Annotated in this window: 11 protein-coding genes; 10 read left to right on the top strand and 1 reads right to left on the bottom strand. The window is 47.4% G+C overall.

Going from position 1 to position 13,990, the window contains the following annotated elements:
• The first annotated feature begins 388 nt into the window (after nucleotides 1-388).
• The 9 genes from L0U89_RS09665 (at nucleotide 389) to L0U89_RS09625 (ending at nucleotide 9,974) form a co-directional block, all read left to right on the top strand.
• Nucleotides 389-802 (top strand): hypothetical protein, encoded by a 414-nt coding sequence (locus L0U89_RS09665; RefSeq protein ID WP_234861326.1) that lies wholly within the window; start codon nucleotides 389-391, stop codon nucleotides 800-802.
• Nucleotides 803-1,295: 493 nt separating this feature from the next.
• Nucleotides 1,296-1,712, top strand: coding sequence for an RrF2 family transcriptional regulator (locus L0U89_RS09660; RefSeq protein ID WP_008627637.1), 417 nt, complete (start codon nucleotides 1,296-1,298; stop codon nucleotides 1,710-1,712).
• A gap of 58 nt (nucleotides 1,713-1,770) precedes the next feature.
• Entirely contained in the window at nucleotides 1,771-2,475 is a 705-nt protein-coding gene (locus L0U89_RS09655; protein ID WP_234861325.1) for a phosphoadenylyl-sulfate reductase, read from the top strand.
• A 201-nt stretch (nucleotides 2,476-2,676) separates the two neighbouring features.
• Nucleotides 2,677-3,576: a sulfate adenylyltransferase subunit CysD gene (gene cysD, locus L0U89_RS09650; protein ID WP_234861324.1), complete on the top strand. Its 900-nt coding sequence runs from the start codon at nucleotides 2,677-2,679 to the stop codon at nucleotides 3,574-3,576.
• Nucleotides 3,577-3,831: 255 nt separating this feature from the next.
• On the top strand, nucleotides 3,832-5,085 hold the full coding sequence (locus L0U89_RS09645) for a sulfate adenylyltransferase subunit 1 (RefSeq protein ID WP_234861322.1): 1,254 nt from the start codon (nucleotides 3,832-3,834) through the stop codon (nucleotides 5,083-5,085).
• A 79-nt stretch (nucleotides 5,086-5,164) separates the two neighbouring features.
• Complete coding sequence (locus L0U89_RS09640) at nucleotides 5,165-7,267, top strand: ferredoxin-like domain-containing protein (protein WP_234861321.1); 2,103 nt, start codon at nucleotides 5,165-5,167, stop codon at nucleotides 7,265-7,267.
• Nucleotides 7,264-8,067 carry a uroporphyrinogen-III C-methyltransferase gene (cobA, locus tag L0U89_RS09635; RefSeq protein ID WP_234861320.1) on the top strand — a complete coding sequence of 268 codons (804 nt, stop codon included), beginning with the start codon at nucleotides 7,264-7,266 and terminating at the stop codon, nucleotides 8,065-8,067. Before L0U89_RS09640 ends, cobA begins: the two co-directional genes overlap by 4 nt.
• A gap of 18 nt (nucleotides 8,068-8,085) precedes the next feature.
• Entirely contained in the window at nucleotides 8,086-8,676 is a 591-nt protein-coding gene (locus tag L0U89_RS09630; RefSeq protein ID WP_234861319.1) for a precorrin-2 dehydrogenase/sirohydrochlorin ferrochelatase family protein, read from the top strand.
• 377 nt (nucleotides 8,677-9,053) lie between these two features.
• Nucleotides 9,054-9,974 carry a Nif3-like dinuclear metal center hexameric protein gene (locus tag L0U89_RS09625; RefSeq protein ID WP_234861317.1) on the top strand — a complete coding sequence of 307 codons (921 nt, stop codon included), beginning with the start codon at nucleotides 9,054-9,056 and terminating at the stop codon, nucleotides 9,972-9,974.
• Between the two features lie 104 nt (nucleotides 9,975-10,078).
• On the opposite strand, the gene L0U89_RS09620 is transcribed toward L0U89_RS09625, so the two are convergent.
• Complete coding sequence (locus tag L0U89_RS09620; RefSeq protein ID WP_234861316.1) at nucleotides 10,079-11,149, bottom strand: dipeptidase; 1,071 nt, start codon at nucleotides 11,147-11,149, stop codon at nucleotides 10,079-10,081.
• A gap of 340 nt (nucleotides 11,150-11,489) precedes the next feature.
• On the opposite strand from L0U89_RS09620, the gene L0U89_RS09615 reads away from it, so the two are divergent.
• Entirely contained in the window at nucleotides 11,490-13,427 is a 1,938-nt protein-coding gene (locus L0U89_RS09615; RefSeq protein ID WP_234861315.1) for a TlpA family protein disulfide reductase, read from the top strand.
• Nucleotides 13,428-13,990: the final 563 nt, after the last annotated feature.

Below are 13,990 nucleotides of genomic sequence, written 5' to 3'. Positions count from 1 at the left end.
GGTCTTTTTTTGACCTCGGGGGTTTGAAAAAGTATATAAACTTTCGGGGTTTCCGAAACCCCAAAGGTTTATCCGATCCCCGGCAAGTTGCCGGGGATTTTTTGTTTTCTGGGGTGTTGGTGGACATCAGTGAAGTGGATTTGAAATTCACCTGATTTCAAACTATATTCCGATGGGATATCCGGATAGCTGTTGCGATTGAATATTGAAAGTATAAAAAGCTTGAAATTGAATCAGCGATGGATATCGGAATTCATCAATGCACCTGCGAAACTATAAATGAATTCCAAAGGTGGAGTTTTAAAAACGCTGAATCATGGTACGAATGCTAATCTTTATCTTTTTTGGAATACTTGCCTCGTGTTCGGTTTATAAATCTGTTCAGTTAATGAGTCCTGGTTTTGATAAGAATGCCGGGCTTTTACTAGGCGAAACCAATTCAAAAATGTCAATTCAAGGAAAATTGCTAGTTTCAAAGCCAACTACCGTACCGAGCGAGGTAATTTTTAAGGTCAAAATAAGTGTTCGGGATACTAAGATTTACTTCAAATCAACTGACGTTAGAGTTTTTTTAACCGGGAGAGAGCTGAATTCAGTAAAGGAAATTGGGTTAGCAACCAATAACCTACATACAACCCATTTGCCGCAAAATAGAGAGATAGAGTTCAAAGTATTCGCATCAATTCCAAAATCAGAGGTCAACGATTTTAAACAGGTTGACAAAATCAGCCTTAGATTGCCTCCTATTCTTGCAGGAGATGAAGAACTTGATTTTGGGGACATCGAATTTGAGTTAAGGTAGCGTTTTGGTATGGTAAAAGAAAATTTTCCCTCGCTGGACGTAGAATGGCGAAGGCGCTAGTTGCAGTTACTATCGTTTATTTTTGTGATTTGCAATTTACCTGATCTCAAACTATATTCCGCTGTGGTAGTTGGCAGGGTATTCCAATTTCAAATTGAAAGTATAGAAGGTTGGAATTGTAAATTCCACCCAAGGCCAGGGTAGGTAGGTTCGAATCTCCAAAGCAGATAATTGAATGGTATTCTTAATTGGCCTTGGTTTACTTGTTTGGGGGCTTTACCGATACAACAAAGAGATTAGAAAAGACAAAGCTGGAATCACGATTTTTACGTGGTATTGGAAAACCCAAAGGAATGGATTCATTTATGCCCTTTTGATTGGAGGAACTATTTTATGCTTATTGGAACTGGTTCGGTTCATCAAGTTTTTGATTGGGTAGGTAACGGCGAAGACTTCTCTTTCCCATCCCGATTTTTCCCTTATTTTTGTATCCATGCTGTCCAAAAAAACCAAATATGCTTTCCATGCCCTCACCTACTTGGGAAAGCACCGCGACCAAAAAACCATCCTCATCCATGATATTGCGGAGGAATACGGGATTTCGCACAAATTTCTCGAAAACATCCTCCTCGAACTCAAAAAAGCCGGTGTCCTTGGCAGCAAAAAAGGGAAAGGCGGCGGCTATTACCTGATCAAAGAACCTAAAGATATTCCACTTTCCAAGGTCATCCGTCTCCTCGACGGGCCGATTGCCCTGCTTCCCTGCGTCAGCCTTAACTACTACGAACCCTGCGTGGAATGTAAAAACGAAGCCGCCTGCGGACTCAGAAGCGTCATGATCCAGGTTCGCGACGAAATGCTCAACGTGTTGGAAAACAAGACTTTGGCTGATATTTTGGATCGAGAGTAAAAATTTTTACGCTAATTCCCTATAATAATTATAGAGTTTACATACTTTTGTATTTGCTATGCATACCCAAATCGATATCCATTCGCTTCAAGAGCAGGTCAGGGGCTTAAGTCCAGCCGATGCTTTGGTGTTGTTGGGGGACTTGTTTCCCGGGAAAGTGACGTTTTCGACTTCCTTGGGCCAGGAAGACCAGGTCATCACCCAGATGATTGCCCAAAGCAAAGCACAGATGTCCATTTTCAGCCTCGATACCGGCAGGTTGTTTTCTGAGACCTTGGACCTGTTGGCGCGCACGGAGAGTAAGTACAAACTCCGCATCAAGGTCCTGTACCCGGAAAGGCCCTCGGTCGAAAACCTCGTGGCCAATGTCGGCATCAACGGCTTTTATGAGTCGGTCGAAAACAGAAAAATGTGCTGCTACGTCCGCAAGGTCGAGCCATTGAAGCGGGCTTTGAAAGGCCAACAAGTCTGGGTGACGGGCCTGCGCGCCGAACAAAGCGCTAACCGCGCCGGCATGGAGAAAATCGAATGGGACGAAGCCAATCAAATCATCAAGTTCAATCCGCTTTTGGATTGGTCTTACGACGAAATGATTGCGTATATCCAAAACCATCAGATTCCTTACAATCCGCTGCATGACAAAGGCTTCGTCAGCATTGGCTGTGCGCCTTGTACGCGGGCGATTCTCCCCGGTGAAGATGCCCGCGCCGGTCGCTGGTGGTGGGAAGATTCGAAAAAGGAGTGTGGTTTGCATGCGAAATAAGACACGAGACACAAGATGCAAGACGCAAGACTTCGTAATTCGATATTCATCATTCGACATTCGACATTGAAAAATTGAAAGATTTGAAAATTGAAAAATTAATTAATGATTCTTCTTTTTTCAAGGGTTTAACTAATAAATAATAAGGTTCTAAGGCTTGAAGAGGCCTCGTACTTCGTACTTCGAAACTCACATTTGACTATGTCCAACCGATTTATACCCAATCCAAAAGAAGCGGAATCCATCCATATCCTGCGGGAGGTGGCGGCACAGTTTGAAAAGCCGGTGCTGCTTTTTTCGGGAGGAAAGGATTCCATCACCTTGGTACGCCTGGCCCAAAAGGCATTCTATCCTGCGCGGATTCCATTCCCTTTGCTGCACATTGACACAGGACACAACTTCCCGGAAACCATCCAATTTCGCGATGAATTGGTGGCTGAATTGGGATTGGAAATGATCGTGCGCAACGTGCAGGATTCCATAGACCAAGGGAAAGTGACGGAGGAACGGGGCCGCTATGCCAGCCGAAATACACTTCAGACCACGACCTTGCTGGACGCGATCGAGGAATTCAAGTTTGACGCCTGCATCGGTGGCGCGCGGAGGGACGAGGAAAAAGCACGGGCCAAAGAGCGCGTGTTTTCTGTCAGGGATGATTTTGGGCAATGGGATGAAAAAAACCAAAGGCCGGAGCTTTTTGACATGCTTAACGGCAAAATCCACCAAGGCCAAAACGTCCGTGTGTTCCCGATTTCCAATTGGACAGAACTCGATGTTTGGGAATATATCCAATCCGAAGGCATCCGCATTCCTTCGATCTACTTCGCACACAAGCGCGAGGTTTTCTTCCGGGATGGGATGATTTGGACTGCCAACGAACACGTGTACAGGGAATCCAGCGAACTGGTGGAAGAGCGTATGGTCCGATTCAGAACGGTCGGCGATATGACCTGCACGGCCGCCGTGCTCTCCGAAGCTGAAACTTTGGAAGAAGTCGTAGCTGAAATCCGCCAATCGACCATCTCCGAACGCGGCGCGCGGATCGACGACAAGCGCTCGGAAGCAGCGATGGAGAAGAGGAAAAAGGTGGGGTATTTTTAATTAGACACAAGACGCAAGACACAAGAGGTAGGAAACAAGAAGCGAGAGGGGAGAAGCGAGAAGCGAGAGACGAGAGGCGAGAGGCAAGGGGCAAGAAGCGAGTGTCGAGGCAAATAGAGGATTGGTAGAAAGTAACAAGTTGAAAAAAATAAAGAAGGGCGGCCGTAGGAATAGGCGGACCTAAAGAGTTCAAGGGTAAAAAATATAAATGGACGTGATCTCAAGTCTTTTGTCTCACGTCTCAAGTCTAATAAAATGGAAAACAGGAAACTCATAAAAATAGCAACCGCAGGCTCGGTGGATGATGGCAAAAGCACGCTGATTGGCAGGCTTTTGTACGATACCCAATCGCTGACTACGGACAAATTGGAAGCAATAGAACGTACAAGCCGGCAGCGCGGGTTTGACTACCTCGATTTTTCCTTGGCAACGGACGGATTGGTTGCAGAGCGCGAGCAGGGCATCACGATCGACGTTGCCCACATCTATTTCAATACCGACAAAACCAACTTCATCATCGCAGATACGCCCGGTCACGTGGAGTACACCCGCAACATGGTGACAGGCGCTTCGACTTCCCAGGTAGCGATTATCCTGATCGACGCGAGAAAAGGGGTGATCGAACAGACCTATAGGCATTTCTTTATCAGCAACCTGTTGCGGATCGGTCACGTGGTCGTCGCCATCAACAAGATGGATTTGGTCAATTACGACGAGGATGTGTACCTCAAGATCAAATCCGACTTTGAAGCCTTGGTCGAAAAGAGTGACTTCGAAGTCGACCAAATCACCTTCATTCCGATTTCGGCGCTGAAAGGAGAAAACATCGCCAAAAAATCCGAGCTCATGCCTTGGTATGTTGGCAACACGCTATTGGACCATTTGGAAGTACTCGAACCATCCGACCTGCACGAAAGTGCGGTGGCACGGTTTCCGATCCAGTATGTGGTCAGGCCGAAAACAGAGGCATTCCACGACTTCAGGGGATTTGCAGGCAAATTGTATGGAGCTTCCCTGAAAGTCGGTGACGAAGTGACCGTCTTGCCTTCATTTAACCAAACGAAGATCAAGTCGATCCAATTCTTTGATCAGCAATTCGATGAGGTCTTGCCGGGGGCTTCTGTGACCATTTCCCTAGAAGACGAAGTGGACATCAGCCGAGGGGATATGTTGGTCAAAGCGGGTCAGGAGCCCCATTCCGACAAGCAAATCTCTGCCACGATCTGCCAAGTCAATAGTCGGCCGCTGCGTGTAGGGGACAAGTTTACCCTTCAGCACGGTGTCAATAGGGTCCTTGCGAAAGTAGATACCATCGACGCGGTGGTCAAAACCGATTTCTCCGGCGAGGAACCTGCGCAGCAGCTTCGGCTCAATGATATCGGTAAGGTAAAATTGCGCCTGAGCAAGGCGATCCATTTTGATCCCTACAAATCCAACCGCTCCAACGGCAGCTTCATCCTGATCGATGAAGGCAGCTTTGACACGGTCAGTGTAGGCTTTATTTCCTAGATGATCAAAGCCCGGATCCTTCTAGGCTTTCTTTGATACTCATAAACCACAATCCCTATAGGGAAAATTAATTACAACCATGCAGAGTTTTAGGACAGAAATCGAAAACCCAATCGTCGAAAAAGACATTCTCGAGTTGGAGCGGAAGATCCGCCTATTCCGTGAGGGAAAGATCGACGAGGAGAAGTTCCGCAGCCTTCGACTGGCGCGGGGTGTGTATGGACAGCGACAGCCCGGTGTACAAATGATCCGGATCAAATTGCCCTATGGCAAGGCGACAGGTCCACAGTTGAGGCGAATTGCCGAAGTTTCTGATACCTATTCTACCGGAAAACTCCACATCACCACGCGCCAGGACATTCAAATCCACTACGTCAGTTTGGAGGAAACGCCTGCCTTGTGGGCGGAGTTGGAAAAGGACGACGTGACCCTGCGCGAGGCCTGCGGCAATACTGTCAGGAACGTCACTGCCTCCGAGATCGCGGGTGTAGACCCAAAGGAACCCTTTGACGTGACACCCTACGCGGACGCCGTGTTCCGGTATTTTCTGCGCAATCCGATCTGCGGGGAAATGGGCCGGAAGTTCAAGATGGCGTTTTCTTCTTCAGAAGAAGACACCGCGCTTTCCTACCTACATGATTTGGGCTTTATCCCACAGATTCAAACCTTGGAAGGAAAAGAAATCCGTGGCTTCAAGGTGTTGTTGGGTGGCGGCTTGGGCAGTCAGCCACGGCATGCGGATTTGATCACGGAGTTTTTGCCAGAGGACGAATTGATCCCGTTCATTGAAGGTGTTTTGCGGATTTTTGACCGACATGGTGAGCGGGCAAGAAGGCTGAAGGCAAGGATGAAATTCCTGGTTTCCGATATCGGGATCGAGGCTTTTCTCAATTTGGTAGAAGAAGAAAAGAAAGCACTTCCCTACAAGACCTATGCGGTTGATGCGGCAGGTTTCGAAAACGCAAGGGTTTTGAATACCCCGCAGGTTCCTGCTGTGGCCGAGCCGAAGGACCTGAATTACGAGCGTTGGAAATTGACGAATGTGTTCCCGCAAAAACAGGCGGGCTTTGTTTCCATCGGCGTGAAGGTGACCTTGGGCGATTTTGATACGGATCAGGCTCGAGCATTGGCGGATTTGGTCAGCAAATTTGCCAATGACGAGATTCGGTTTACCCTTCGTCAAAATATCCTTATTCGCGATGTGCAGGAGACGGCGGTGCCGTTTTTTTACCAAGAATTGAAAAAGATCGGCCTCTCCGATTTCGGCTACAACACCTTTGGAGATATCACTGCCTGCCCGGGTACGGATACCTGTAACTTGGGTATTGCCAGTTCGACGGGCATAGCCAAGGAACTTGAGCGGGTGATCTTGGCAGAATACCCCCAGTATCTCAAAAACAAAGACCTGACCATCAAGATATCCGGCTGTATGAATGCCTGCGGCCAACACAATATGGCGCACATAGGCTTTCAGGGCATGTCCATGAAAGTCGGCAAAGCTGTCGTTCCGGCACTGCAGGTACTGTTGGGTGGTGGCACCTTGGGCAATGGCAAAGGGAGATTCGCGGATAAAGTCATCAAAATCCCCAGCCGAAGGGGTCCACAGGCGCTCAGGATTCTGATAGCTGATTTTGAAAATAATGCAGGCAAGGAGGAAAGTTTCCTGGATTACTATGACCGTCTTGGCCATATGTATTTCTACGAAATCCTGAAAGAGCTTGCCGATACGAGTACAGTCACCGAAAGCGACCAAGTCGATTGGGGGCATGAAGAAGCCTACCAAGTGGCTGTCGGCGTGGGCGAATGTGCGGGTGTGGTGATTGATTTGGTAGCTACCTTGCTCTTGGAAGCAAGGGAAAAACTGGATTTGGCCAAGGAGACATTCATCGAACGGAAATGGTCCGACAGCATCTACCATACCTATGCAGCGATGGTAAATGCCGCCAAGGCGATTTTGCTCAGCGAAAGCAAAAGCACCAATTCCTACGCCAACATCGTGGCATTGTTTGACGAGACATTTATCCAAACAGGTAAGATCAGCCTCAAGTCCGACTTGGCTGCGATCATTTACCAGATCAACCAAAACGAACCTTCCGAGGCATTTGCGAAAGCCTATTTCCAAGATGCTTTGGGTGTGTTTGAGGCCATCAGTGCCTATCGGGAAAGGGAGGTGTTGGCATGAGTACCTCCATCAAACCCAAAGTCACCCTCGTCGGTGCAGGCCCGGGAGACCCCGAACTGATCACGCTAAAGGCCGTCTTGGCACTCAACAAAGCCGATGTCGTGCTCTATGATGCGCTGATTGACAAAAGGCTGCTGAAGCATGCCCCGGATAAGGCCATCAAGGTTTTTGTGGGAAAAAGGGAGGGCTCTTCCGTCAATCCCCAGGAGGAAACCAATAGGCTGTGTGTGTCCTATGCCTTGCAACATGGGCATGTGGTGCGCCTGAAAGGCGGCGATCCTTTTGTATTTGGAAGAGGGGCGGAAGAGATCGACTATATCCAGGCTTTTGGCATTACGACGGAAGTGGTGCCGGGTATTTCATCCTCTGTCGCTGTGCCGGCGGCTGCAGGCATTCCAGTGACCAAAAGGGGCATTTCTGAGAGTTTTTGGGTCATCACAGGAACAACCAGCAGCGGCCAACTTTCCAATGACCTCCGCATTGCTGCCCAGTCTACCGCCACGGTGGTCGTCCTGATGGGGACCAAAAAGCTCGCTGAAATCGTGGATACCTATACGAAGCAGGGCAAAAGTGCCCTTCCGATTGCGATCATCCGCAGCGGTACCACCCATGAGCAACAGGTGCTTGCCGGTACCATTGCCGACATCCTGTCCAAAGTGGATGGTTTGGGGGATTTGGCACCGGCTGTAATTGTGATTGGGGAAGTGGTGAAGGAAAGCTATCAGCTCAAGGAAGTCTATCAGGAAGTCGTCCGTGTACCCCTTGCTTCGAAGGATACTACGTTCCCAAGTATTCGATAGCATTAATTGATATTTCCCATGGCCAATCCGCTTTATCCCATTTTTCTCAAAGTCCACCAACTCAATGTCCTTCTCGTCGGTGGGGGATTTGTTGGCACGGAAAAATTGGCTTTTTTGCTCAAAAGCAGTCCTGAGGCCCAAGTCACCGCAGTGTCAAAAGCCTTCAATGCAGAGTTTCTGGAATTGGCTGCACAAGCGCCCAACGTGACCTTGATCGATGATGCCTATGATCCCAAATACTTGGGAGCAAAGCACCTCGTCATCGCCGCCACCAATGACAAGTCCGTCAACCGACGGATCCACGATGATGCCAAGGAGCGGTATCTCTTGGTCAACGTGGCCGATACGCCGGCGCTTTGTGATTTTTACCTGGGCGGGATTGTGACAAAGGGAAACGTCAAGATCGCGATTTCCACCAACGGCAAATCCCCAACGACAGCGAAGCGGCTGCGCCAACTACTCGAGGAGGTGATCCCCGAAGACATCAACGACTTGGTCGAGAATATCCACCGCTATCGGGAGACACTCAAGGGAGATTTTGAATACAAAGTGGAGGAATTGAACCGCCTGACCGAAGTGCTCGTGAGGGAGAGGGAGAAGTCGCTCTGATTCGCGCGGCAAAATACCGACGAATTCCCTTGGCTTTCGTGACGGTTTATGTGAATCTCGGTTTTAGAGCGGAAGAATTTTTATCCTAGCTGACTTTTTTCATCTACGGTTCATTTTTACAATGTAGGAAAAACTGTTCATCTGGGTGAAAAAGCAAGGCTTCAAGCTCGGAGCAAGTGCGACTTCTACTTACGCTTTTTGTAGGTTTTTAAATTGAGAACTTTCTAAGACGAATATCCCTGATATGCCCTTTGATTAGGCAACTGGGCAGGAAAAAAATAGATCCCGCACGCTTCGATCGGCGGCTTACCACTGTTACTTTTCAGTGGTTTAGAGAATGCTTTTCTTCCTATATTTCCCATCAACTTTCTTGAAGCATGAAACGAACAGAATTTCTAAAGCTGACCGGACTGGCTGTCGGGGCATCTTTTGTAACCAATCCCTTTGATCTGTTTGCCAACCAAGCAGTGGAAGTTCCTGCAACAGCTGTGGAACTGAGCCGTTACATGTTGTCCATGGCACCTGAACGGAACCCGACCGTAGACCGTGTGATTGTAGGCGATCCTGATACGCCAATCAAGAAAGTCGCCACCTGCTGGACCCCGTATTGGGATACGCTGCGCAAAGCCAAGGATGCCGGCGCAAATGTGGTCGTAGCCCATGAGCCCACTTTTTTTACCCATTGGGACATGGACGAAAAGCAAGGAGACTACCACCGATTTCCCGCTGCCCAAAAACAATACATGGAATGGGCCGAAAAGAAGAAGGCCTGGATTTTGGAAAATGACCTCGTCGTGATTCGAAACCATGATTCGATCGATCAAATCATGGATTTTGGCATGTCCGCGGCTCTTGGGAAGGTTTTGGGTTTTGGTCTTGGGGATATCTTGCGACAGGAAAAGTACTACACGGTATACAAAATGGGACCGATCAAGGCGGGTGTTTTTGCCAAAAAAATCTCGAAAACACTGGCGGAATTCGGTCAGCCGGGCGTGGGTTTCTATGGGGACGAAAACAGGCTGATCCAGTCCATTGGCGTTGGGACGGGCAATGCAAGTGATCCGATGCAGTTTGCGCACATGGACCCTGATATGTACCTCGTGATCAACGATGTGTTCCGAACCTGGTCACACGGAGAATTTGCGACGGACTCCGGGAAGCCGATGGTGATCATCGACCACGGTACCTCAGAGGAACACGGCATGCGGCTCTTGCAGCAGCATCTCCAAACAAAATTCCCCGAACTGGATATCGTACATCTGGAGCAAGGCTGCAGTTACAAATGGATTGTGCCATAGTTCCGCTAGGGATGAGCGATTCGGGCCGATAGATTTTACCCAATACAAAGGAGTTTGTTGAAGTTTCTGCCAAATGCGAGCCAACCCTGTTTAGAAATCGGAAATTACTTCCAAGCATTCCGCAAAAAACGCAACCAGTTTTTGTGCATTACTTTTTCAATATCCTGGTCTGCATATCCTCTTTTCTTCAAAAGACCGGGAATTTTTTGGAGATCGGCGATCGATTCCAAGTCATAGGGGCATTGTTCGCGTCCGAAGGCTCCATCCAGATCAGAGCCGATTCCGATATGGTTGGCATTGCCGGTGATCTGGCAGATATGGTCCATGTGATCAATCAGTTTTTCGAGGCCACAGTCCATGGCCTTTGGGTCAGACTTGCCACGAACCCAATTGGGTACCATCATCCAGGCATCCATGGCGCCACCAATTACCGCCCCGCGTTCGACAAGTACTTTGATTTGTTCGTCGGAAAACTGTCGGTTGTGATCGACCAATGCGCGGACATTGTTGTGGCTGGCCCAAACATGCCCTTGGAAATGGTCCATTGCTTCCCAAAAGCTGTCATCGCAGAGGTGGGTCGCGTCCAGAATGATGTTGAGCCGCTGCATTTCTTTGAGCAGTTCACGGCCTTTCCCGACCAAACCTCCCTTCGCGTCCGTGCCATTGGCGTACCGACCGGGGCCATAATGTGCAGGTCCAAGTGCCCGAAGTCCCGAGGCATATGCCTTTTCGAGGTAATGGAGGTTGACAATGCTGTCCGCCCCCTCTAGCGAAAGGATATAGCCAATGGGCTTTGTGCCTAAGGGGAGCTCATGGATCCAAAGGTGGAGGTGTTTTTCAAGCGATTCCAAATCTCGGATTTGGACCATTTCCCCTTCATCTTCCATGGCCTTGTACCAAGCCAGTTGGCCTTGGGTCTGTGCCCAGGCTTGCTCGGGCGAATGCCAACCCGGCAAGGGATTGCCAACATCCACAAAGCGGGCGATTTGTGTGGCTACCACAAGTCCGATATTGCCCTTGCGCAATTCTGGAAGAGAGACGGTCGCCTTGGCACGATCAGGCTTATCGGTCAGTCCCTTTTCCCGCGCATTGATCGCGGAAAGTGGCTTGGTCAAGTCCCTGTTCCATTCCAGGGCGTTCATACTCAGGTCCAAATGGGCATCAATGGTAAACATGTGGCAAGTGCTTTTTTGTAACCTTGGAAAAATAAGAAGAAAACGGGAATGGAGGGGTATTCACCGAATCGATCCAGATGGATTTTTCGGTTCGTTCTCTTGCTTTCAATACTAATTCGGCTCAGGAATCCCATTTACCTTTCGTATTTCAATTTGAATATTGAGTGCACTTAAGGTGTGAAGGGATTTGGTTGCGCGTTCCACTCAGTGTAGATGGACAAAAAAACTCTGTTGAACGAGTGAACGAAATGGTGTTTTCCCGAAACATGAAATAAGTAGGGTAACTCTGTTTGCTTATTATCTAAAGCCTTAATAATTTGGCTAAAAATAATTTCGACCAATGATGAAGCCTTTATTTGCTTTTTTTGCATTCATTTTAGTGAGTTTACATGCGATTTCTCAGGTTGGATCAACCGATTCCAATTTTGAAACTTGGTACTCCGCAGACGGCAGCAATGAACTACTGCTATTGATTGCTCAGGATGTTGCGCTGTACAAGGGAGGATTTTGGGATATGGAGTTAGTTGGTCCGGGGAAGTATTTACTGGCGAATCAGGATACAAGGCGAAAACTTCAAATCATAAAAGACGGGAATCGCCACTTGCTGGAAGACGGGGCGGATAGAATTCCTGTCCAAGCGCAAAAATCAAGTAATCTTAGCAACAGGAAAGTCGGCCAAACAGACTTGTCAGGAAATTTTTTTAAGGAAGACCAGGTCCTTTTGCAGGGAATTTTTCTTCCAAAAGCAGGGATGCCTTCAACCATCCAAGTTATTTACAATCATGCTTTCAGCGATAATCAGCTTCAGTTCTCAGGCGAGGTTGATGAAAAAGGTAGATTCAAAGTGATATTCCCTTCGGATTATCCCCAGGAAGTTATGGTGCAAATTGGTGATGCCTTCTTTAGCTATTTATCAATGCCCGGCGCTAAGCAGGTAATGGTGATAGATGAGAGCTCATTTGGAGGAGGGATATCTTCTTGGGAAATGGTGAAAGGTATCGACTTCATGGGGGATTTGGCCGTTGAAAATGAGGAAAGGCGGTTACTTTATCCTGAATTTATGAAAGTGCGTCAGTATTTCCTTACGGATAGCCTACAGAAAACCCTAGAAGAAACTGAGTTCTTGGACTATCGTGTAGGACTAATGAATACACATGTAGATTTTTTCAACCGCTATTTCGATTCAATCCCAGTGAGCCAAATAGTCAAAGATGTTAGCATCAGAGGTGCAAGAACGTATGCGGCCGATGACCTTATGAGATACATCTGGTTGCATTCAGGGATTGTTGAAGGTAGACTTATTCCAGTAGATGTTTCAGACGACTACATCAGGGTTGTAAAAAATCTAGTCACAGATGATTTGGAGGATCTCATGACTTCGGAATATTCTGGACTTATGCGAGAATTTACCATGCCGATGCGTCCTTCCGAATCTGAAATCACAAGGAAAAATGGAAGTTTGATGATTTACAGTTTCCTCAAAGAGAAGGAGCTTTCAGAATCACATCGAGCGGGTGTGGAAACCTGGTTTGATCAAGTTAAAAACGGAGTTCCGAACGACAGCCTCGTTGTTTCAAATGAATTCAAGGAAGTGAGAGAGCTATATAGGCAAGATTTTTCACGTTTTAACACGCTAGCGCTATGGAACCATCTGAAAGAAAAAATCTCGGATCTCGGTACACTTTCACGTTCGAGTATCATCGCCATTTTTTTGGACATGAATTTTCAAGGAGTCGGGGAAGATATCCCAAAATCAATCCAAAACCAACTCGATTCATTGAATCTAAAATCTGAGGTTTTGGCGATCATCAAGCAAGAAATTGCCGATTTTGAGCGCACAAAAAATCAGCGGTTTGTCGAGGGCGTGGCGATTGCCGAGAGGGCCGACAATGTACTTAGCCAGCTTAAAGACAAATTTCCAGGAAAAGTAATCTATATCGACGTGTGGGCTACCTGGTGTGGTCCCTGCATCAGTGAATTTAAGTATGCCGAAACGATTAAAAAGCAGGTCCCCGAGGACGTTGTTTTTGCGTATATCTGCGGAAGATCCGAGCGGGAAGCATTTGAAAACCAAATCAAAAAATTTGGCTTGGCGGGTGAACATTTCTTTCTTGACCAAGATGCGTTTCAGAAGTTTGATAAAGAAGTCAATATCACCGGATTTCCCACCTACTTGCTGATTACCAAGGAAGGAAAATTGATCAGGGAGGGTATCCATAGACCCAGCAAAGGCGATGAACTTGTGCAGCAGCTAAAGGGGTTTGTTGAGAAGCTTTAACTTAATCAGCCTAGATTCAACTTGGCATGACGGAGTCGGAGGTGCTTGAAATTATGGGAGACGAAGGATTATTTAAAGATATTGATATCGGCCGGACGGTTTACTCCTATTCATGTAATCCGTTCTCCTCTGATAATGTTGACATTGTATTTGGCAAGGATCGAAGCGTGGTGGAGGTTTCCTATTGAGATTATTCAATTCTTAAGTCTGCTAATAGACAAAGATTAGGCAAATGGATTCTGCCACCTTTAAGTGGGAAAAGAACACTGTGTACCGAATTGATTGGATTCAAACTTGAATAAATAATTCTCTATGGATATAGACTTTTCATTCGACCATACGTCAAACCTTTCCATCACACAATTGCAAAAAAGCGGTATTCGCTCAACCAAGGAACTGGAGGAAGTTTTTTTCGACAATGACACATCAATCTTCGATATTTCAGAGGCTGGCGACGAATCACCGGTTTTCTTGGCAGTGGGGTTTTCTTCTTCAACAAATCCCATATTATATGTTTTTTCGTTGGGCCATAGAATTGTGTCCCAATACGCAAGAAGAGCCGA

Origin of the sequence: Mariniradius sediminis, from assembly GCF_021491425.1 — a bacterium.
In the GTDB taxonomy this organism is placed as follows: domain Bacteria; phylum Bacteroidota; class Bacteroidia; order Cytophagales; family Cyclobacteriaceae; genus Mariniradius; species Mariniradius saccharolyticus.
This window is presented reverse-complemented; position numbering and strand designations above follow the sequence as displayed.

What these genes read in the sequence shown, in the direction of transcription:
- L0U89_RS09665 (WP_234861326.1), top strand. Translation starts at nt 389, where the DNA reads ATGAGTCCTGGTTTTGATAAGAATGCCGGGCTTTTACTAGGCGAAACC.
- L0U89_RS09660 (WP_008627637.1), top strand. Translation starts at nt 1,296, where the DNA reads ATGCTGTCCAAAAAAACCAAATATGCTTTCCATGCCCTCACCTACTTG.
- L0U89_RS09655 (WP_234861325.1), top strand. Translation starts at nt 1,771, where the DNA reads ATGCATACCCAAATCGATATCCATTCGCTTCAAGAGCAGGTCAGGGGC.
- cysD (WP_234861324.1), top strand. Translation starts at nt 2,677, where the DNA reads ATGTCCAACCGATTTATACCCAATCCAAAAGAAGCGGAATCCATCCAT.
- L0U89_RS09645 (WP_234861322.1), top strand. Translation starts at nt 3,832, where the DNA reads ATGGAAAACAGGAAACTCATAAAAATAGCAACCGCAGGCTCGGTGGAT.
- L0U89_RS09640 (WP_234861321.1), top strand. Translation starts at nt 5,165, where the DNA reads ATGCAGAGTTTTAGGACAGAAATCGAAAACCCAATCGTCGAAAAAGAC.
- cobA (WP_234861320.1), top strand. Translation starts at nt 7,264, where the DNA reads ATGAGTACCTCCATCAAACCCAAAGTCACCCTCGTCGGTGCAGGCCCG.
- L0U89_RS09630 (WP_234861319.1), top strand. Translation starts at nt 8,086, where the DNA reads ATGGCCAATCCGCTTTATCCCATTTTTCTCAAAGTCCACCAACTCAAT.
- L0U89_RS09625 (WP_234861317.1), top strand. Translation starts at nt 9,054, where the DNA reads ATGAAACGAACAGAATTTCTAAAGCTGACCGGACTGGCTGTCGGGGCA.
- L0U89_RS09620 (WP_234861316.1), bottom strand. Translation starts at nt 11,149, where the DNA reads ATGTTTACCATTGATGCCCATTTGGACCTGAGTATGAACGCCCTGGAA.
- L0U89_RS09615 (WP_234861315.1), top strand. Translation starts at nt 11,490, where the DNA reads ATGATGAAGCCTTTATTTGCTTTTTTTGCATTCATTTTAGTGAGTTTA.